The organism is Flavobacterium pisciphilum (assembly GCF_020905345.1).
GTDB classification, from domain to species: Bacteria; Bacteroidota; Bacteroidia; order Flavobacteriales; family Flavobacteriaceae; genus Flavobacterium; species Flavobacterium pisciphilum.
This window is the reverse complement of record NZ_JAJJMO010000001.1, coordinates 2456871-2477397: the sequence shown is the minus strand read 5'-3', so window position 1 is coordinate 2477397 and position 20527 is coordinate 2456871. Positions and strand designations below refer to the sequence as shown.

Sequence of the window (20527 nt, the reverse complement as noted above, 5' to 3'; positions counted from 1 at the left end):
AATAACCTTGTTTTTAATGAGTAGAGCCGACAGGTTTTAAACTTGTCGGCTCTATATTTTTTTAATAAGGATGAATTGTACTATTCGATTATGCGGTTAATCTGTGCATAGGAGTCTCGATAATAAGGTTCTTTAGTAGAAGAGATTATTACTCCTTTTGAAGTAGAGGAATGTATGAATTTAATTTCTTCACTGATTATCTCTACAATTAATCCAACATGGTTTATTTGAGAACTTCTGTTGGTTTTAAAAAATATCAAATCGCCCTTTTTTGCTTTATTCCGATTGATAACCTCTCCAATTTTTGATTGCTCTAATGAAGTTCTAGGTAATTTAATGTTTTCAGAACTGAATGTGGTAAACACCAACCCAGAACAATCATAACCTTTATTTGTCGTTCCACCAGCTTTATAGCGTACACCAATATTTTCAGATGCAGTATAAATCAAATCTTTTACGATTGTTTTGGTATTGTCTTCTTTCTTATTGCTTGTAACCGAAGATGTCGATTTACAAGAAGCAAATAATAGTAATAAAGCAAATATGGATAGTAAGTTTTTCAAAGCAATATTTTTTTAAAGCGATAAAGAATTTATTGTAAATCGGCTACGATTAATTTTGCTGTTTTTTCACTAGCACCAATTCCACCAAGTTTTTCTTCTAATAAATCATAGTTATGTAAAAGAGCTTTGCGATAATTAGGTTCTAATAATTTAGTTAATTCCTCTTTAATTCGTTTTGGTGAGCAATCGTCTTGGATAAGTTCCGTAACCACTTCTTTGTCCATGATTAAATTTACCAACGAAATGTATTTAAGCGTAATAATACGTTTTGCTATTTGGTATGAAGCCCAACTTCCTTTGTAGCAAACTACCTCAGGAACTTTGAAAAGAGCAGTTTCTAGTGTTGCAGTTCCAGAAGTTACCAATGCAGCTGTTGAAGATTGTAGTAAAGCATACGTTTTGTTTGATACAAACTTTATATTCTCATTGGTCACGAAATGTTGATAAAAAGAATAATCTTGGCTAGGTGCACCAGCAATAACAAATTGATACTCTTTAAAATCATTTACAACACTCAGCATTACCGAAAGCATTTTTGTTATTTCCTGTTTACGACTTCCCGGTAAAATGGCAATAATAGGTTTTTCGCTTAAATTGTTTTCTTTTCTGAATGTTATTTCATCAAATGGGGGCTGGTTGTGAATAGCATCGATTAACGGATGCCCAACAAATTCTACAGGAAAATGATGTTTGTCTTCATAGAAACTTTTTTCAAAAGGCAAAATCACAAACATTTTATCGATATCATGTTTAATATCAGTAATGCGGTTTTCTTTCCAAGCCCAAATTTGTGGTGAGATATAGTAGTGAGTTTTATAATTTAATGTTTTTGCCCATTTTGCAATACGCATATTAAAACCTGGATAATCAATAAAGATTAGAACATCAGGTTTAAACTGAGAGATATCTTTTTTGCAGAAAGAGATATTGCTCAGAATAGTCTTTAAATTAAAGATAACTTCTATAAATCCCATGAAAGCCAGCTCACGGTAGTGTTTTACTAATGTTCCACCTGTTTTTTGCATTAAATCTCCTCCCCAAAAGCGAATTTCGGCATTAGGATCTTCTTTGTATAAGGCTTTCATCAAATTTGAACCATGTAAATCGCCTGAGGCTTCTCCAGCAATAATGTAGTATTTCATGTTTTTGTTTTTGAGAATGGGAGTTATTTAAGTTGTTACTAAAATAGGAATGACAACTTCTTTACAATTGCAAAGATAAATTAAATAAATAAAGTGAGTAGTGCTAAAGTTATTACTGCCAAGACAACACCTCTTGCTCTAAATTCTTTGTTTTGTTTTAAAAACACACCAAAAGCAATCAGGTCTAAAATGGATCCAAGGGTAATTATTTTACCTAGATAGCCATAGTTTTTTATGATTTTAATACTCTCCATTCCGTTTGATACATCAAAATCGGTCAGTAAAGTTAGGAAGAGAAAGCTTCCTAATATCGAAGCCATTAATCCTATGATAAAACCTATGAGTAAATCTTTTCTGTTTCTTGTATTATTCATTCCACTTCCAGTTATTAAGTTGTTGCATAGTGTGGTGTGCAGTTAGATCAAATTGTACAGGTACTACTGATACATATCCGTTCTCAAGCGCCCATTCATCTGTATCTTCTCCTTTGTCTTGGTTTACAAACTCGCCCGAAAGCCAGTAGTAATCTTTTCCAGAAGGTGTTTTTCTTTTGTCAAATTTCTCTACCCATTGTGCTTTCGCTTGACGACAAATTTTTATCCCTTTTATCTCGTTTTCTTTTAGTTTTGGAAAGTTCACGTTTAAAACAACTCCTTCAGGTAGTTTGTTTTCTAGTGTTTCAAGTGTTATCTTCTTGATGAAAGATTTAATACTTTCAAAATCTGCATTCCAATCGTAGTCTAATAAAGAGAAACCTATTGCAGGGATTCCTTCAATACCAGCTTCAACTGCAGCACTCATAGTTCCAGAGTAGATTACGTTTATAGACGAGTTAGATCCATGGTTTACTCCCGAAACACATAAGTCAGGTTTACGTTTTAGGATCTCATTTACAGCAAGTTTTACACAATCAACAGGAGTTCCAGAACAACTATACTCAGTTATCGAATCACCAGCTTTAGATAATTTATTAAGGTATAAAGTACTGTTTATAGTTATAGCGTGCCCCATTGCACTTTGAGGTTTGTCTGGTGCGACAACAACTACTTCACCAATTTCAGACATTACACTAATTAAAGCTCTAATTCCAGGTGCCGAAACGCCGTCGTCATTGGTTACTAAGATCAAAGGTTTTTTTGAATTCATTTTTTAAAAATATAATGGAAAAATAGGTATGTAGGGTTTTTATTAGCAAATGTAGTAACTGAATTTCTTAAATAAGTAACAAAAAGTCTTAAATTTGCGAACTTAGGACTTTTAATCAATTGAAAGAAAAACTATATTTATATCTTTAACAAAAAATTATGCGGCCCATATTTTGTTGGCATAGTTTTTACCGTAAATTAGATTAAAAAATTGATGAATGCTATTATTAAATTTATGAAACGAAATTATAAAATTATCCTAGCCGTTATTTGCTTATCTGCTACACTGTTTGCATTTAAAATTAATAGCGATAGAGGAATTGACCCAGACCCGAATAAAGATAAGATGCTTTTGGAATTACTTGCTTTTGTAATCGAGAAAGGACATTATAACCCTCCGGCAATGAATGATGAGTTCTCTAAAGGAGTTTATAAAGATTATATAGAAGCTTTGGATCCATCCAAGAGATTTTTCTTGCAATCAGATATCGATGAGTTTTCAAAATATGAATTGCAATTAGATGATCAATTTGTAAATAAAGATTTAACTTTTTTTAATCTTACTTATGCTCGTTTGATGAAAAGAATGGAAGAAGGTAAAAAGAGATATAAACTCATTTTAGCGCATCCATTTAATTATAAAGTAGATGAAACTTTCAGTACAGATTATGAGAATTCGCCTTATGCGAAAACTCCAGCTGAAATGGTTGAAAAATGGAGAAAACAAATTAAGTTATCTACATTATCTTCTTTAGTGACTAAAGAGAATATTGAAGCTGAAAAGAAAGTAAAAGATGCAGCTTATAAAGAAAAATCTTTTGAAGTTTTAGAGAAAGAGACTAGAGAGAATTCATTGAAATCATTAGATGAATATTTTGGTTTTATTAAAGATTTGGAAAGAAGTGATTGGTTTTCAGTTTATGTAAACTCAATCATGGCTCGTTTTGATCCACATACAAGTTATTTTGCACCAGAAGAAAAAGAACGTTTTGATGTAAACATCAGCGGTAAACTTGAAGGAATTGGTGCTCGTTTGCAAAAGAAAAATGACTTTACTGAAATTTCAGAACTTATTTCAGGTGGACCAGCTTGGAGAGGTAAAGAATTAGAAGCAGGGGATTTAATTATAAAAGTAGGACAAGGAAGTGATGAGCCTGTAGATGTTGTTGGTATGCGTCTTGACGATGTTGTTAAGAAAATTAAAGGACATAAAGGAACTGAAGTTCGTCTTACAGTTAAAAAAGTAGATGGTACGATTAAAGTAATTTCTATTATTAGAGATATTGTTGAGATAGAAGAGACTTACGCTAAGTCTAGTATTGTTGACAAAAACGGACTAAAGTATGGTGTGATATATTTGCCTAAATTCTATATCGATTTTGAAAATAAAGACGGTAGAGATGCAGGAAAAGATATTGCTCTTGAAGTAGAAAGACTTAAAAAAGAAAATGTAAACGGTATTATCTTAGATGTTCGTGATGATGGAGGAGGTTCTTTATCTACAGTTGTTGATATTGCTGGATTGTTTATTGAGCAAGGTCCAATTGTGCAGATTAAATCTGCCGGTAGAAAAAAAGAAGTTCTTTATGACCGTGATAAAAAAATCGAGTGGGATGGTCCTTTAGTAATCATGGTAAATGGTTTCTCAGCTTCGGCTTCAGAAATACTTGCTGCTGCAATTCAGGATTATAAGAGAGGTGTCATCATAGGAAGTAAACAAACTTATGGAAAAGGGACAGTTCAAAATGTTATTGATTTGAATCAGTTTGTTCGTAGTAGTGATTTTGGAGACTTAGGAGCTTTGAAAATTACAACTCAAAAGTTTTATAGAATTAATGGGGGGTCTACACAATTAGAAGGTGTGCGTAGTGATATTGTTGCGCCAGATCGTTATGCATATTTAAAAATGGGAGAGCGTGATATTGATAACGCAATGCCATGGGATAAAATAGATCCAGCAGAATATACTACTTGGAATAACAATTCAAATTTTAATCAAGCTATTGCAAATAGTAAAGCGCGTATTGCTTTAAATCCTCAGTTTAAATTAATAGAGGAAAATGCAAAATGGATTGATACTAAGAGTAAAGAGAATAGTTATAGTTTGAATATTGCAGATTTTAAAAAGGCTCAAACAGAGGTAGAAACAGAGGCTAAAAAGTATAAACCAATTACTGATTATAAAAACAGTTTGCAGTTTACTTCTTTGCCGTATGAAATTGCAGAGATGGCAAAAGATCCTACTCTTAAGGAAAAAAGAGAAAGTTGGCATCAAGCATTAGCAAAAGATGTTTATGTTGAAGAGGCTATAAATGTTTTAGATGATTTACAGTCACAAGGAATTTCTAGACAAAATTCGGTTCCTGCTAGATCAAAGAAAGACAAGTTAGCTTCTAAATTGTAAGAGATTAAATGAAAGCATAAAGCTTTTTAAATAATAATTAAATGCTCCAATCATCACGATGATTGGAGCATTTTTTATTGAAAGCATTTAGTTAACTTTGAATTTGTGTTTTAATTAAAATTTGAATACAAAAAATATATTTAAGATTTTAAATAATGTTATATGATGATTGTAAAGAAAGAATTGTTGGTTGTTTTAATTGTTGTGTTTCTTTTTTCTTGTAAAAAAGATATAGAAAATAGTACTGTTGGTTCAAGTTTAGAGTTAAAAGATAGTTTAACGGCTAAAACAGTGCTATATAACGAAGATAACCTTGACTTTGATTACTTACCCACTTCAACAACAAATCAAATCGTAAAACATGATTATTATACGTTATCGTATAACGAGAAATTCGAACAGGCAGAATGGGTTGCTTACGAACTAAAGAAAAGTTATATTAAGAATAATGATTTTAAAAGACCTTATTTTATTGAAGATGATAAGGTAACTACTGGTTCTGCTGATTGGCGTAATTACAAACAATCGGGTTATGATAAGGGGCATCTTTGTCCAGCTGGAGATATGGAGTTTAATAAAAAGGCATATGAAGATACTTTTTTAACTTCAAATATATCCCCACAAGTGCATGCATTTAACGATGGTGTGTGGAATAGACTAGAACAAAAGGTGCGTTATTGGGCAGTAAAATATGATGATATTTATGTGGTTACAGGAGGAGTCCTTAATGATTCCAATACAACAATTGGAAAAGAAAAAGTACTAGTGCCTAAATACTTCTATAAAATACTATTAGATGAATCTAATGGGAAATATAAAATGATAGCTTTTTTAGTTCCAAATGAAAAAAGTGAAAGACCTTTGTATGACTTTGTTGTTTCGGTAGATAGTATCGAAAAATTAACAGGCATAGATTTCTTTCCTCATTTGGATGATAAAATTGAGGATGCTTTAGAGAAAAATACAGATTATAAGTCTTGGATTTTTTAGATTAACGAATGGGAATTACCATTCATTAACTTTGTTAGCATCCATTTTTAGGAAAATAAAAAGCAAAATAGTGAATCCCCATAGTCCGGAACCTCCATATGAGAAGAAAGGAAGAGGAACTCCAATAGTAGGGAAAATACCAATTACCATTGCAATATTTACAAAAAAGTGGATAAACAAAATACCGGCGACGCAATATCCATATACCCTGCTGAATTTTGTTTTTTGTCTTTCGGCTAAATATATGACTCTTAAGAATAGCCCAACAAATAATGCGATAACTACAATTGAGCCCGCAAATCCCCATTCTTCACCTACAGTAGTAAAGATATAATCGGTATGTTGTTCAGGTACAAAACCACCTTTGGTTTGAGTACCTTCTAAAAAGCCTTTTCCTATCCATCCACCAGATCCAATAGCAATTTCAGATTGATTGGTGTTGTATCCGATCCCTTTCATATCGACTGTTTTCCCAAGTAAGATATTAAAACGATCTCGGTGATGTTGTTTAAATACATTGTCAAAAACGTAATCTACAGATAGTACAAATCCAGATATTAGTGCTAATAGGATAGCACTAAGAATTATATTCCGATCTACGGCCCTACCTTTAAAATGCATTATTATAAGTACTAATAATGCTATAAGTATTACGTATTCGGGTTCTAAAACTAAGGTCAAGACAAATAAAACTATTGCTATAAAACCAGTCCAGATGTACCAAGAAGGAAGTCCTTCACGATATAAAACGAGTAAAAAGATACTGTATATTAAGGCACTTCCAGGGTCAGGTTGTGGCAGAATTAATATTACGGGTAAAAATACAATTGCAAGTGCTTGTACTTGTCTATTAACATCTTTTAGGTTTACTTGTGTGTCACTTAAGTATTTTGCCAATGCAAGGGCAGTAGCAGCTTTAGTGAACTCAGATGGTTGTAATGTGAAACTTCCTATTGCATACCAACAGCGTTGTCCTGCAATAGTTTTTCCAAAGAAAAACAACCCTACTAATGACAATAGGGCAACACCGAAAATGATACTTGCGTATTTTTCATAGAATTTACCATCAACAAATAGTACTATGAAAATTAAAGGTATCGTTAGTAAAATAAAAATTAACTGTTTCTCATAAGTACCATCTGTAGAGGATAGTGAAGAAGAGTATATGTTTAACCATCCCATTAGCACTAATGTGATATAGATGATTACACTTATCCAGTCAATATTGCTTTTTACACTTTGGTTTTTCATTTGAAATGAATCTCTTTATTAATTTTTTTGAGTTGTGTCTACTTTTATTATTTTAACCTCTTTAGGTTTTATCATCTTCGCTCTCATGATAGAATCTTTAGGAGTAGTTTCGATTAAACTAGCTTCAGTCATTCCGCCTAATTTTGCGTATTGATCTCTTAAGCTTGTGTTTAGAATACGAATTTCTAAATCGTTTCGTGTGATTTTTTTACGAAGATATTTTTCAATCATTAAACTGGCGATAGGACCCGCAATTGTTGCTCCAAAACCACCATTTTCTATCATTACCGCTATAGCAATCTTCGGATTATCCTTAGGCGCAAATGCTACAAATATAGAGTGGTCTTTAAGTTGTGTTCTCTTACCATTAATTTTAGCAAAATTCTCTGCCGTACCTGTTTTTCCACAAATATCAATACCTTCAACACGTAGTCTGCTAGCTGTTCCTTTGTTATAAACATCAAATAATCCGCTGATTATAGGGGGGAAATACTTTTTGTCTATGGTTGTTTCATGTTTAACCTTGAATTTAGGATCGATTTTTTCTCCCTCAATTTTTTTAATGATATGAGGAGTGAAATAATATCCTTGATTGGCTATTGTAGCCATCATATTTGCTAACTGAATTGGTGTCATCAAAACTTCACCTTGTCCTATTGAGTTGGATACAATTGTTGTACTTCTCCAACCTCCGTTAGGATAGATTCTCTTATATGTTTTAGAAGTTGGTATATTTCCTCTTTTACCAGTTGGTAGATCATATCCCATAAACTGACCAAGACCAAAGCTTTTTACGTGGTTACTCCATACATCAACTGCATAAGCAGGATTGTTGTATTTGTTTATAGTAAGCATATAAGTTTGGGCGAAATAAGTATTACACGAATTGTAAATCCCGTTATGTAATTGTTGTGCTGGTGGGTGATTGTGACATTTCATAAAACGACCTCTACCATAACTAAATCCATGATGACAAAAAAATGTAGTGTTTTCGTTTATTACTTGTTCCTGCAAACCAATTAATCCTGTCAAAATTTTGAAAGGGGAACCTGGAGGGTATTCAGCAAGCAATCCACGGTCATACAAGGGTTTTGCGATTGAATCATGATACAATAAAGTGTAGTTTTTAGAACGTTGTCTTCCAACTAATATTCCTGGGTCATAAGATGGAGCAGTTACCAATGCTAAAATTTCACCAGTTTTTGGTTCCAATGCAACAATTCCACCTCTTTTGTTGATCATTAATTCTTCACCATATTTCTGAAGTTCAGCATCAATTGTTAGGTTTATGTCTTCTCCTTGTACGGCAATTGTATCATACTTTCCGTCTTTGTATGAACCTATTTCTCTATTGTATTTGTCTTTTTGAATGTATTTTACACCTTTAATTCCGCGTAAAATATCTTCATAGCTTTCTTCAACACCTTGTTTACCAATTAAATCACCGCTATTGTAATATGGGTTTTTAGCAACTAATTTTTCGTTTACCTGAGTGATAAAACCAAAAATATTGGCACCGTAATCTACTTCGTAGTCACGTAGCGATCTTTTTTGGAAATAGAAACCTTCAAATTTTCTGATCTTTTCTTGAAAAGCAGCAAATTCACTTTTGTTTAACTGAGCTAAAAATACAGATGGTAACCGAGGGCTATATACTTTAGCTTTCTCAATTTTTTTAATAAAATCTTCTTTGGTAACATTTAAGAGTTGACAAAACTCTAAAGTATCGATGTTCTTTATCTCTCTTGGAATAACCATGATATCATAAGAAGCCTGATTGGCAACCAATAATTTACCGTATCTGTCATATATATAGCCTCTTTCGGGATAGTCGTATTTTATCTTTATAGCGTTGTTCTCAGATTTTAGTTTAAAAGAATCGTCTATAATTTGTAAATAGAATATGCGAATTACTAGCAAAGATGCTGCAATGATAATTAAAGAGGGCAGCAGAACTTTTCTCATCTTCTGTTGGGCTTAATAAGATATATTATTATGATACAAGTTATAATGGTAAATATTGTACTGAACAAGGTTCGTAGTAAAACATCTAAAATGAAGTTAAACTGGAAAGCTTCAAGAGTAAATAGTATTATGTGATGAATTAATACAGATACTAATATAAATGAAAATCGTTCAGGAGTTAAAGAATCATTTAGTTTGATAGTTTGATATTCATAACTCAAACCAAATGAGAATTTAAATATATATGGTCTGTAATAGGCAAGAACCAAACAGGCCGTGGCGTGTATTCCTCCTGAATTACAAAACATGTCCATAATAAGACCAAGTAAAAAACTGGATGCTAAAAGCCCAGATTTGTTTCCGTTTACTGGGTATAAGATTATAAACAGGATATAAGGAAACGGACTTATATAGCCAAGGAAATTCATATTATTAAAAATAATAATCTGAGTTGCCAGTAGCAAGATAAATCGAGAAATATTGATTAACAAAGCGCTATTCATCTTTTTCTCTTTTTTCTAGTTTAATAAGCTCTTCTCGGTCTCTACTCTTGATAACATATACATGTCCTAAATTCGTCATGTCATTAAATAATTTGACATTGATGGTGTAATAATTTGTTTCTTTAGAAGTGAAAATTTTATCAACTGTACCAATTCCAATATTCTCAGGGAAAATTACTGACTGACCACCAGTTACAATTGTGTCTCCTTTACGAACAGAAGCCAATCTAGGGACATCTATTAATTGAACAAAACCAGTACTTTTTCCATTCCAAATTAAGGAACCAAAATGATTTGATTTCTTTATTTTGGCATTAATCTGAGATTTGATGTTAAGAATACTAACCACAGTTGCGTATCTTGGTGATGTTTTGTCTACAATACCAATAATTCCTAAGCTGTTAATTACTCCCATATCAGGTTTAACCCCATCATTAGAACCAGAGTTTATTGTAATGTAGTTTTCATGTACATTGTAAGAGTTATGTATCACTTTCGAAACAATAATGTCGGCAGGTTTAACACCTTTGATACTGTCTGGAAGAGGTAATTTTGTGGTGTCTTCAGCATTGAATAAAAGACTTTTTAGTCTTGCGTTTTCAAGTACCAATTCGTCGTTTTCTTTTCTTAGATTCAAATATTCATTTATGTTGCTTATTTTTTCATAAACACCACCGCTCAAGAAATTGGCTGAACTAATTACTCTGCTTTTGTGAAAAGAGTGAGATTGAATGGAGAGACCCAACGAAATACCTAAAAGCAGCAAAAACAGCAACCGATTACTGTTTTTTATAATAAAATTAAATATTTGCTGCATTTCTTGCTTGGTTATTTTGTTTCAGGATATGCTTTAAGTTTCAAAATCCCTTCAGAACTAAGTTATGAAAATTTTAGTTCTGAAGAAATGTATATAATTAAATTATCTTATTTGATTAAGATACTTTTGAATTTTGTAATGTTTTTTAGTGCCATTCCAGTACCACGAACTACTGCTCTTAATGGATCTTCAGCAATGTAAACAGGTAAATCTGTTTTTAGCGAAATTCTTTTATCAAGACCTCTTAACATAGATCCTCCACCTGCAAGATAGATACCTGTATTGTATATATCAGCTGCTAATTCAGGAGGTGTTTGAGATAATGTTTCCATTACAGCATCTTCAATTCGTTGTATCGATTTGTCTAATGCTTTGGCAATCTCACGGTAAGATACATCTACTTGTTTTGGTTTCCCAGTAAGTAAATCTCTACCCTGAACTGACATGTCTTCTGGAGGTCCATCTAAATCTTCGATAGCAGCTCCAATTTGAATTTTTATTTTTTCTGCAGTACTTTCTCCAACAAATAAGTTGTGTTGAGTACGCATATAATAAACAATATCATTTGTAAATACGTCACCAGCAATTTTTACTGATTTGTCACATACAATTCCACCCAATGCAATTACTGCAATTTCAGTTGTTCCACCACCGATATCAACAATCATGTTTCCTTTTGGCTGCATAATGTCAATACCAATACCAATTGCCGCAGCCATTGGTTCGTGAATCAAATAAACTTCTTTACCGTTTACTCTCTCACACGATTCTTTTACAGCACGCATCTCAACTTCGGTAATTCCAGAAGGAATACATACTACCATACGCAATGCAGGAGTAAACATTCTCTTCTTTAATGCAGGAATACTTTTGATGAACATATTGATCATTTTTTCCGAAGCATCAAAGTCAGCAATAACACCGTCTTTAAGTGGCCTTATGGTCTTAATGTTTTCATGGGTTTTTCCTTGCATCATATTGGCTTCCTTACCAACAGCAATTATTTTGCCTGATATTCTATCACGTGCCACGATTGAAGGACTGTCAATAACTACTTTATCATTATGTATGATTAAAGTGTTTGCGGTACCAAGGTCTATCGCAATATCCTCGGTCATGAAATCAAAAAATCCCATAAGTTTTTTAGGGGTTTAAAAGTTATAAATTAGTAACGTACAAAGTTAAACAAATTAATGTTTAAAATGACGCGTTCCTGTAAATACCATTGCAACTTTATTTTCATTGCAATAATTAATGCTTAATTCGTCTTTTATTGATCCACCTGGCTGAATTACAGCTGTAATTCCTGCTTTTTTAGCTAATTCTACACAATCCGGAAAAGGGAAAAATGCATCACTTGCCATCGAAGCTCCATTTAAATCAAATCCAAATGCTTTAGCTTTGTCAATTGCTTGAACTAAAGCGTCTACTCGAGAGGTTTGTCCCGTTCCAGATGAAATTAAAGTTCCGTTTTTTGCAAATACGATTGTATTCGATTTTGTGTTCTTACAAATTTTTGAAGCGAATAGTAAATCTTCTACTTCTTGTTCTGTAGGTGCTGTAATTGTAACGGTTTTTAAATGCTCTTTATTGTCAGTGATATTATTTTTATCTTGAACTAAAAGCCCGTTCAAACAAGTCCTAACTTGTCTTGTAGGTAATTTAACATCGTTTTGAACTAGAATAATTCTGTTCTTCTTTTCTTGTAGAACAGTAATTGCTTCATTATCATAGCTTGGAGCGATTACTACCTCACAAAATAATTTATTTATTTCTTGAGCTGTAGCTAAATCAATTTTTGCATTTGAAATTAAAACACCACCAAATGCTGATGTAGGATCGCAAGCTAAAGCTGCTAAATAAGCCTCACTGATTGTTTTTCTTGTTGCTAAACCACATGCATTATTGTGTTTTAATATTGCAAATGTAGGTCCGTCAGTTTTAAATTCTGCAATTAAGTTCACAGCAGCATCTACATCAAGTAAGTTGTTGTAAGATAATTCTTTACCGTGTAATTTTTGGAACATAGCATCAAAATCTCCAAAGAAGAAACCTTTTTGATGTGGGTTTTCTCCATATCGCAATACTTGACCATCAGCAATGCTTTCTTTGTAGATAGTATCATCAGTATTGAAATAATTAAAAATTGCAGTATCGTAATGAGATGAAACATGAAAAGCTTTTGTAGCAAGCAGTCTTCTGTTTTCAAGAGTTGTTGCTCCGTTTTGCTCTGTAATTAAATCTAATAATAGGCTGTACTCATTTACTGAAGCCACAATAACTGTGTCTTTAAAGTTTTTTGCAGCAGCACGGATCAAAGAAATTCCACCAATATCGATTTTTTCGATAATATCAGTTTCGCTAGCTCCAGATGCAACAGTTTTTTCAAATGGGTATAAGTCAACAATCACTAAATCAATTTGAGGAATGTCAAATTCCTTCATTTGTTGTACATCACTTTCATTGTCTTGACGGTTTAAAATTCCACCAAAAATTTTCGGGTGTAACGTTTTTACTCTTCCACCAAGAATTTCAGGAAATGAAGTGATGTCTTCAACAGGAACTACAGGAATTCCTAAGTTTTTAATGAAATCTTCAGTCCCTCCAGTAGAGTAAAGAGTTACTTTTTGTTCGTGTAGTTTTCTTACAATTGGTTCAAGACCTTCCTTCGAAAAGACTGAAATTAATGCAGATTGAATAGTTTTTGTTGTGCTCATTGTGTAGTTATAATTATCAAAGTGCAAAAATAGTTTTTTTTTGATTATAAAAATCATCATTTTATGTAACATTATCTTAAAAATAACTACCTATGAGTAAGTGAATTTTTATTAGGTTTTTGACTAAAATTTATTGAATTTTACTTTAATGTAAATTTAAAATCTATGCTGCTTTATTTTCGATTATTAAAAGAAAGTTTTGGTTTTGCGATGAATGCTTTGCGAAGTAATAAGCTAAGAACGTTGTTGTCGTTATTAGGAGTTACAATTGGTATTTTTTCTATTATTGCCGTGCTTGCAGCTGTAGATTCATTGAATAGAAAAATCACTAAGGATTTAAGTAGTTTAGATAAAAACACCATTTATTTAATGAAATTTCCTTTTGGACCGTCGGATATTCCTCAATGGAAAAGAGAGCAGTTTCCCAATGTTAAATATGACGAATACACGTATCTTAAAAATTCACTTACCAATACAAATCAAGTTGGGTATCAACTTTTTGTTAAAAGAGAGAGTTTGAAATACGATTCAAAAACGGTAAGTGATGTAAATATAGTTCCAGTTTCTCATGAGTTTATGGAAATTGAAGGTTTGGATTTTGAAAAAGGTCGTTTCTATAACGAATCTGAATCAAATTCTGGGACACCCGTTATAGTTTTAGGGCATGATGTTGCTGAAGGATTATTTGGTGATTCAGAGCCTATCGGAAAGAATATTCGTTTGTATGGGCAACGTTTCACTGTTATCGGTGTAGTAAAAAAACAAGGGGCAGGTATGTTTGGAGATAGTGATGATACATCGGTGTTTTTTCCAGCCAATTTTTTACGCAGAATGTATGGAGATAACAATGACGGAATGACTCCTGTAATTGTTTTGAAACCAGAAAAAGGAATCGATATGGATGCGTATAGAGCAGAAGTGTCTCAAAAATTAAGAGCCTTCCGCGGATTGAAAGCAGGGCAGATTGATAATTTTTTTGTTAATGTATTTTCGGGCTTTACTGATTTTATAGACGGTATCATAGGACAAATGAATTTGATGGGGTGGGTGATAAGCGGATTTTCTCTCCTTGTAGGAGGTTTTGGAATTGCGAATATTATGTTTGTTTCGGTAAAAGAACGAACAAATCTTATTGGAATTCAAAAGTCTCTGGGAGCTAAAAATAAATTTATCTTGTTTCAGTTTTTATTTGAAGCAATAATTCTTTCAGTAATTGGGGGAGTAATCGGATTGATTTTGGTTTGGATAATTTCTGTGATTCTTACCAAGGCACTCGACTTTGAGTTTGTTCTTGGTATGGGAAATATTCTTCTTGGTACTGGGCTTGCTGCACTAATTGGTTTGATAGCGGGGATTCTTCCTGCGATTTCAGCTTCTAAGTTAGATCCTGTTGAAGCTATTAGAACTGGAATGTAGTTTTTTTTAGAGGTTCTAAGGCTCTGGGTTTTTCGTTAAATTCTTTGTCTTATTCTAAAGTTTTAAAATGAGGTTTTACTTTTTGTGAAATTTCTTTGAAATGTTTTTAATTTCATACTTTACAAGAATCTATTGTATAAAAAAATCCCAAGAAATATTTCTTGGGATTTTTTGTAATTAGCGGTTGAATAAACCTATCTAATTGTATTGTTTTGAATCAAATCAATATACAAGTTGATCTTGTCTTTTAATTCTTTTCTTGGCGTAATAAAGTCTAAAAAGCCATGTTCTAAAAGGAATTCTGCAGTTTGGAAACCTTCAGGTAAATCTTTTCCTGTAGTATCTCTAACAACTCTTGGTCCTGCAAATCCAATTAAAGCGCCTGGTTCAGAAATATTAATATCTCCTAACATAGCATAAGATGCAGTTGTTCCTCCAGTTGTTGGATCAGTACATAAAGAGATGTAAGGTAATCCAGCTTCAGCAAGTTGAGCTAATTTTACAGATGTTTTAGCTAGCTGCATTAAAGAGTAAGCTGCTTCCATCATACGTGCTCCACCTGATTTTGAAATCATAACAAAAGGCATTTTGTTTTTGATTGCGTGGTTGATTCCTCTTGCGATTTTTTCACCCACAACAGCTCCCATAGAACCACCAATGAAGGCAAAGTCCATACAGCAGATAACTACATCTTTTCCTTTTGATTTTCCAACTCCAGTACGCACAGCGTCTTTAAGTTGGGTTTTTTCCATAACATCTTTTAATCTGTCTGCATATCTTTTTGTATCAACAAAATGCAGTGGATCTTTAGAAGTAAGGTTTTTATCTAATTCAACAAATTCATTGTTGTCAAATAAAATTTCAAAATAGATTGCGCTTCCAATTCTAACATGGAAATCATCTTCAGGGCTTACAAATAAGTTACGAGCCAACTCATCAGCATCAATAATTTTTCCTGTTGGAGATTTGTACCAAAGTCCTTTTGGGACATCCATTTTGTCTTCGGTAGCAGTTGTAATCCCTTTTTCGTGTCTTTTAAACCAAGCCATTTGTTTAGTATTCAGTGTTCAGTAATCAAATTTCAGTATTCAGCTTTTTAATAATTTAGTTTCAAATGTTCAGTAAGTTTTTTAACTGAATACTTGAAACTAAAGACTGAATATTTTTTATAGAGTATTTACGTTATTCAAGTCAGCAAAAGCTTGTTCAAGTCTTGCGTTGAATGTTACTTCACTTTCACGTACCCATTTTCTTGGGTCGTAGTATTTTTTATTAGGAACATCAGCACCTTCTGGGTTACCGATTTGAGTTTTTAAATAGTCAATGTTTTTAACCATATAATCACGAATTCCTTCAGTGTATGCAAATTGTAAATCAGTATCGATATTCATTTTGATAACTCCGTATCCAATTGCTTCTCTAATTTCTTCAAGTGTAGAACCTGAACCTCCGTGGAAAACGAAATCTACTGGGTTGTGTCCAGTTTTAAATTTGTTTTGAACGAAATCTTGAGAATTTTTTAAGATTTTTGGAGTTAATTTTACGTTTCCTGGTTTGTAAACACCATGAACGTTACCAAATGCAGCAGCAATTGTAAATTTAGGGCTTATTTTAGATAATTCTTCGTAAGCATAAGCTACTTCTTCTGGTTGAGTATATAATTTTGAGCTATCTACATCAGAGTTGTCAACACCATCTTCTTCACCACCTGTAATTCCAAGTTCGATTTCAAGAGTCATTCCCATTTTGCTCATTCTAGCTAAATAACCTTTACAGATTTCGATGTTTTCTTCGATTGGCTCTTCAGATAAATCGATCATATGTGAACTGTATAATGGTTTTCCTGTTTCTGCAAAATGTTTTTCAGAAGCGTCTAATAAACCATCAATCCATGGTAATAATTTTTTTGCACAGTGGTCAGTATGTAAAATCACTGTTGCACCGTAAGCTTCAGCTAAAGTATGTATGTGTTTTGCTCCAGCGATTCCACCAGCAATTGCTGATTTTTCGTTAGCATTAGATAATCCTTTTCCAGCGTTAAATTGTGCTCCTCCGTTAGAAAATTGAATAATAACTGGCGCATTCAGTTTTGCTGCAGTTTCAAGAACTCCATTGATTGTACTTGATCCAGTAACGTTTACTGCAGGAAGTGCAAATCCTTTTTCTTTTGCATAATTAAAAATCTCTTGAACTTGGTCTCCTGTAGCTACTCCTGGTTTAATATTGTGTGCCATTGTAATTTTTTTTAGTTGTTTTTTAGTTTTTAGTTTGCAAAAATAAGAATTAATTAGCATTAGAAAGGATAATTTATTCCAAAATTTAAAACGGAGTGTCCGAAGTTGTAATCTCTGAACCAACGATTGCTTGCATCATATGCAGGATTGTAGGTTTTAAATCCTAAGTCAAAACGTATTACGAAAAAACTTAAATCATAGCGAAACCCAAATCCTGTCCCTAGTGCAATGTCCTTAAGGTCACTAAAATTCTTGAAAGTTGCTTTTTCATCAGTTACGTTATCTAGTACATTCCAGATGTTTCCTGCATCAGCAAAGATAGCTCCTTTTAATTTACCTAAAATCTTATATCTAAACTCACCGCTAATTGCAATTTTCATATTAGCTTCATTAAAATCGTTTACCGCTCCAGTACTTCCTGGTCCTAATGAATAGGGTTGCCAAGCTCTATTGTCATTTGATCCTCCAGAATAGTAACTTCTAGAAAAAGGGATGTAATCTGAGTTACCAAATGGAACAGCAATACCAAAAAATGTTCGTACTGCTACTACTTTTTCTTTTGATAAATCCCAGTGTTTGATATATTCAAATTCAGTTTTTAAGTATTCAGAGTATTCTAAATTAAAAATTTGATAATTCCCATTTGTGTTTTTCTGCAAATTGGCAGCTTTGGAAATTAATGACAGTAATGATCCGGCTGTTTCTATCTTTGCTTTAAAGAGATAAAAAGTATTGTCTAGTAAATCTTTTTTAGTTGTTTTGGTAAACGTGTAGTTTGATGCCAAAATGAAATCATTCTCTGTAAGTCTTACTCTTCTTTCTTCAATACTTTCTATTGATTGGTAATCATTTTGAGGTACTGGGATCACCTTATTCAGTACATCATTGGTGAATCCATTCGTACCTTCTTCTATTATTAAGTTGCCTGTTTCTGGATCAATATATTTATCATCTGTATTGTATGTTTTGGCAAGGTCATTCAAGGCATTATAAGAGGATCTATATACTTTGAAATAATTTTGTGGATTCAAATTTCGCACGTATTGTACGTTCAAAAGGTCAATACGGGCAGTATTGTTTCTTTTTGGAGTCCAATTATAGGTAAATGCGCCTGTGAAATTTTCTTTATCCAAACCGATATTTCTTTGTTTTGCAAAACCGGCTGTCATTATTGTTGACGGAATCATACTCTTAGGGATGATTTTCTCGGTTCCAAAAGGCATTAAAATTCTAGGGACGTTTAGTTTTATATCAATACCATATTCGGATGCATTAAAGAAAGTTCCGTTTGGGTTTGCTAAATCTTGAGAAGAACCAATGTTAACACGTCCTGCGATCTCTAGGGTTTCCGCCCTGTTAAATACATTACGGATTGTTTGTGAAAGACTAAAACCAATTCCGAAATCCTGAATATTTGAATGGGTAACATCTAATGTAGTTCCGAAGCTATATTTTTTTCTAGGAGTTAGGTATATTTTAGCTATTAAAGATTGTGCTGTAGAATCTCTTTTGTCAACTTCGTAATGAATTGAAGGATAGTTGAAGATCTTTAAATTGTTTAGATATCGGGTTGTTAGAGTTGTTTTGTAATCAGCGAATACACTTCCTTTGGTGATGAAAATTGCATCGGTTATAGCGTATGGTCTGTATTTTAATTTTTTATAACTGTATAAATTAAAGTTTTTATAGGTGGTACTGTCGCTGATTTCTGATTTAGCATTTGCTGCAGAATAATCAGTGTATATGTTGACATCACTAATTTTATAGATTTTAAAAGGCATAGTTCTACTAGAGTCCTTATCCTGATAACTGTAATCCTTAATGATTAAATCTATATTAGCCTTATTTTTTTTGTTTATAGTATCAATGTTATAAGTTACATTGTTAGATTGGAAATAATATACACCGTGATTTCTAAAGTAAGTTGTTATACGGTTTTTTTCGTCTTCCAAGTCACTTGTTTTGTATTGATTTCCAGATTTCAACACTGTATTTTCAATACTTTTATTATATAACGAGTCTACATCTGGTGATGATATACTGGTTGTAATGGTATCCAAAAGAAAAGGTTGTCCAGTTGTTACAGTGTAGCGTATTTTTGCTTTTTTAACACCTACACTATCAATTGTAAATGCAGTTTTTGTGTTAAAGTACCCATTATGGAAGTAATGGTATTTTAAGCGCATTGAGGATTTTTTTGTCTTACTGGTATCAATGATTACAGGTGGCTCACCAGTAGTTTTAAAAAAATCATTTATTCCTTTATATAAAAAAGATTGTCCAAGACGATCCACTTGTTTTGCAGATAGCAATTTAGATAATCTTTCATATCTTTTGGTATTGTTTACATATTTAGCCTGAAAAGTAGAATCTGGATTTGGATTGGCTAAGTTGTATAAGCTTAAGCGTAGTTTGTACCCGCCAATAAGTGTGCTATTGGGTTTTTGATATAATTGGTTAAATATATTTTCATCCTTAATATGCTTGTCATTTACTATAATTTCGTTCTTAGTAAGGAGTTTTTTGCCGTTAGGAACTCTTTTTACAGAATTACAAGCTGAAATAAATATTGCTATTAGAATAAATGCTACTATTTTTGTGGAAATCTTTCTCAAGTGTTCTAAAATATTTAATTCAAAAGTACATTTTTTATGGTTAGTAAAAACCAAATAAAGCTTATATCAGGTTTACTTCAAAAAAAACAACGTTTTGCTAATGGGTTGTTTTTTGCTGAAGGAGTAAAAGTAATTCAAGAATTGTTAGAATCCAATTTTGAATTAGAGCACCTATATACTACTCAAAACGATTTTGAGACCGTTTTAGTCTCCAAGAAAACGATAATTAATGCGCAAGAATTAAAAAAAATAAGTGCGTTATCAACTCCGAATACTTGTTTGGCAGTTTTTAAAATTCCTGCCGATAAAAAAATAATAGAATCTGGATTAATCCTTGCTCTTGATGATATTCGTGACCCTGGAAATTTAGGGACTATTTTACGACTTTGTGATTGGTTTGGAATTAAGCAATTGCTTTGTTCTAAAGAATCTGTCGATATTTATAATCCAAAAGTGGTTCAGGCTACTATGGGTTCAATTGCTAGGGTTAATGTAAATTATATTGATCTAAAGGCTTTTCTTGCTCAAACATCACTTCCAGTTTTTGGTACTTTTATGGATGGTTCTAATATTTACCAAACAGTTTTACCACAAGAAGGGATTATTATAATGGGCAATGAAGCCAATGGTATTTCTGATGAAATCGAAAAAACGGTTCAAAACAGACTTACTATTCCTAGATTTGGGGATCTTCAAAAAACTGAAAGTTTAAATGTGGCTACTGCAACCGCAATTATACTTAGTGAGTTTAAACGTAATAGTTAG

Annotated in this window: 17 protein-coding genes; 4 read left to right on the top strand and 13 right to left on the bottom strand. The window is 32.6% G+C overall.

Annotated elements, in window-relative coordinates; all coding sequences use genetic code 11:
- Window positions 1-80 precede the first annotated feature (80 nt).
- The 4 genes from LNQ49_RS10325 to surE all read right to left on the bottom strand — a co-directional run bounded on the left by LNQ49_RS10325 (window position 81) and on the right by surE (window position 2851).
- Window positions 81-563 carry a C40 family peptidase gene (locus tag LNQ49_RS10325; protein ID WP_229988706.1) on the bottom strand — a complete coding sequence of 161 codons (483 nt, stop codon included), beginning with the start codon at window positions 561-563 and terminating at the stop codon, window positions 81-83.
- A 29-nt stretch (window positions 564-592) separates the two neighbouring features.
- Complete coding sequence (gene lpxB / locus LNQ49_RS10320) at window positions 593-1705, bottom strand: lipid-A-disaccharide synthase (RefSeq protein ID WP_229988705.1); 1113 nt, start codon at window positions 1703-1705, stop codon at window positions 593-595.
- A gap of 80 nt (window positions 1706-1785) precedes the next feature.
- Window positions 1786-2079 (bottom strand): hypothetical protein, encoded by a 294-nt coding sequence (locus LNQ49_RS10315; RefSeq protein ID WP_229988704.1) that lies wholly within the window; start codon window positions 2077-2079, stop codon window positions 1786-1788.
- On the bottom strand, window positions 2072-2851 hold the full coding sequence (surE, locus tag LNQ49_RS10310; protein WP_229988703.1) for a 5'/3'-nucleotidase SurE: 780 nt from the start codon (window positions 2849-2851) through the stop codon (window positions 2072-2074). The genes LNQ49_RS10315 and surE overlap by 8 nt, the downstream gene beginning before the upstream one ends.
- A 213-nt stretch (window positions 2852-3064) precedes the next feature.
- Between surE and LNQ49_RS10305 the strand changes: the two genes are divergently transcribed.
- Entirely contained in the window at window positions 3065-5254 is a 2190-nt protein-coding gene (locus LNQ49_RS10305; protein ID WP_229988701.1) for a carboxy terminal-processing peptidase, read from the top strand.
- Between the two features lie 165 nt (window positions 5255-5419).
- Complete coding sequence (locus LNQ49_RS10300; RefSeq protein ID WP_229991332.1) at window positions 5420-6244, top strand: DNA/RNA non-specific endonuclease; 825 nt, start codon at window positions 5420-5422, stop codon at window positions 6242-6244.
- 15 nt (window positions 6245-6259) lie between these two features.
- Here LNQ49_RS10300 and rodA read toward each other — a convergent pair whose 3' ends face one another.
- From rodA to purH, 6 genes are all read right to left on the bottom strand, one after another.
- The gene (rodA, locus tag LNQ49_RS10295) at window positions 6260-7495 is read right to left on the bottom strand and encodes a rod shape-determining protein RodA (RefSeq protein WP_229988700.1); all 1236 of its coding nucleotides are present in this window, start codon (window positions 7493-7495) and stop codon (window positions 6260-6262) included.
- A gap of 18 nt (window positions 7496-7513) precedes the next feature.
- A complete protein-coding gene (gene mrdA / locus LNQ49_RS10290) occupies window positions 7514-9460 on the bottom strand; it encodes a penicillin-binding protein 2 (protein ID WP_229988699.1) in 1947 nt (648 codons plus the stop codon).
- Window positions 9457-9963 (bottom strand): rod shape-determining protein MreD, encoded by a 507-nt coding sequence (locus tag LNQ49_RS10285; RefSeq protein WP_229988698.1) that lies wholly within the window; start codon window positions 9961-9963, stop codon window positions 9457-9459. Before LNQ49_RS10285 ends, mrdA begins: the two co-directional genes overlap by 4 nt.
- Entirely contained in the window at window positions 9956-10780 is an 825-nt protein-coding gene (gene mreC, locus LNQ49_RS10280; protein WP_229988697.1) for a rod shape-determining protein MreC, read from the bottom strand. The genes LNQ49_RS10285 and mreC overlap by 8 nt, the downstream gene beginning before the upstream one ends.
- Window positions 10781-10887: 107 nt before the next feature.
- Window positions 10888-11916 carry a rod shape-determining protein gene (locus LNQ49_RS10275; protein ID WP_229988696.1) on the bottom strand — a complete coding sequence of 343 codons (1029 nt, stop codon included), beginning with the start codon at window positions 11914-11916 and terminating at the stop codon, window positions 10888-10890.
- Window positions 11917-11970: 54 nt separating this feature from the next.
- Window positions 11971-13497 (bottom strand): bifunctional phosphoribosylaminoimidazolecarboxamide formyltransferase/IMP cyclohydrolase, encoded by a 1527-nt coding sequence (gene purH / locus LNQ49_RS10270; protein WP_229988695.1) that lies wholly within the window; start codon window positions 13495-13497, stop codon window positions 11971-11973.
- A gap of 165 nt (window positions 13498-13662) precedes the next feature.
- Between purH and LNQ49_RS10265 the strand changes: the two genes are divergently transcribed.
- The gene (locus LNQ49_RS10265; RefSeq protein ID WP_229988694.1) at window positions 13663-14913 is read left to right on the top strand and encodes an ABC transporter permease; all 1251 of its coding nucleotides are present in this window, start codon (window positions 13663-13665) and stop codon (window positions 14911-14913) included.
- Between the two features lie 194 nt (window positions 14914-15107).
- Here LNQ49_RS10265 and accD read toward each other — a convergent pair whose 3' ends face one another.
- The 3 genes from accD to tamL all read right to left on the bottom strand — a co-directional run bounded on the left by accD (window position 15108) and on the right by tamL (window position 19762).
- Entirely contained in the window at window positions 15108-15962 is an 855-nt protein-coding gene (gene accD, locus LNQ49_RS10260; protein WP_229988693.1) for an acetyl-CoA carboxylase, carboxyltransferase subunit beta, read from the bottom strand.
- Between the two features lie 117 nt (window positions 15963-16079).
- A complete protein-coding gene (fbaA, locus tag LNQ49_RS10255) occupies window positions 16080-17147 on the bottom strand; it encodes a class II fructose-bisphosphate aldolase (protein WP_229988692.1) in 1068 nt (355 codons plus the stop codon).
- Between the two features lie 59 nt (window positions 17148-17206).
- A complete protein-coding gene (tamL, locus tag LNQ49_RS10250) occupies window positions 17207-19762 on the bottom strand; it encodes a translocation and assembly module lipoprotein TamL (protein ID WP_229988691.1) in 2556 nt (851 codons plus the stop codon).
- A 36-nt stretch (window positions 19763-19798) separates the two neighbouring features.
- Between tamL and LNQ49_RS10245 the strand changes: the two genes are divergently transcribed.
- A complete protein-coding gene (locus LNQ49_RS10245; RefSeq protein WP_229988690.1) occupies window positions 19799-20527 on the top strand; it encodes an RNA methyltransferase in 729 nt (242 codons plus the stop codon).

What these genes read in the sequence shown, in the direction of transcription:
- surE (WP_229988703.1), bottom strand. Translation starts at nt 2,851, where the DNA reads ATGAATTCAAAAAAACCTTTGATCTTAGTAACCAATGACGACGGCGTT.
- LNQ49_RS10245 (WP_229988690.1), top strand. Translation starts at nt 19,799, where the DNA reads ATGGTTAGTAAAAACCAAATAAAGCTTATATCAGGTTTACTTCAAAAA.
- LNQ49_RS10275 (WP_229988696.1), bottom strand. Translation starts at nt 11,916, where the DNA reads ATGGGATTTTTTGATTTCATGACCGAGGATATTGCGATAGACCTTGGT.
- LNQ49_RS10265 (WP_229988694.1), top strand. Translation starts at nt 13,663, where the DNA reads ATGCTGCTTTATTTTCGATTATTAAAAGAAAGTTTTGGTTTTGCGATG.
- mreC (WP_229988697.1), bottom strand. Translation starts at nt 10,780, where the DNA reads ATGCAGCAAATATTTAATTTTATTATAAAAAACAGTAATCGGTTGCTG.
- lpxB (WP_229988705.1), bottom strand. Translation starts at nt 1,705, where the DNA reads ATGAAATACTACATTATTGCTGGAGAAGCCTCAGGCGATTTACATGGT.
- LNQ49_RS10315 (WP_229988704.1), bottom strand. Translation starts at nt 2,079, where the DNA reads ATGAATAATACAAGAAACAGAAAAGATTTACTCATAGGTTTTATCATA.
- rodA (WP_229988700.1), bottom strand. Translation starts at nt 7,495, where the DNA reads ATGAAAAACCAAAGTGTAAAAAGCAATATTGACTGGATAAGTGTAATC.
- LNQ49_RS10285 (WP_229988698.1), bottom strand. Translation starts at nt 9,963, where the DNA reads ATGAATAGCGCTTTGTTAATCAATATTTCTCGATTTATCTTGCTACTG.
- fbaA (WP_229988692.1), bottom strand. Translation starts at nt 17,147, where the DNA reads ATGGCACACAATATTAAACCAGGAGTAGCTACAGGAGACCAAGTTCAA.
- purH (WP_229988695.1), bottom strand. Translation starts at nt 13,497, where the DNA reads ATGAGCACAACAAAAACTATTCAATCTGCATTAATTTCAGTCTTTTCG.
- accD (WP_229988693.1), bottom strand. Translation starts at nt 15,962, where the DNA reads ATGGCTTGGTTTAAAAGACACGAAAAAGGGATTACAACTGCTACCGAA.
- LNQ49_RS10305 (WP_229988701.1), top strand. Translation starts at nt 3,065, where the DNA reads ATGAATGCTATTATTAAATTTATGAAACGAAATTATAAAATTATCCTA.
- LNQ49_RS10300 (WP_229991332.1), top strand. Translation starts at nt 5,420, where the DNA reads ATGATTGTAAAGAAAGAATTGTTGGTTGTTTTAATTGTTGTGTTTCTT.
- mrdA (WP_229988699.1), bottom strand. Translation starts at nt 9,460, where the DNA reads ATGAGAAAAGTTCTGCTGCCCTCTTTAATTATCATTGCAGCATCTTTG.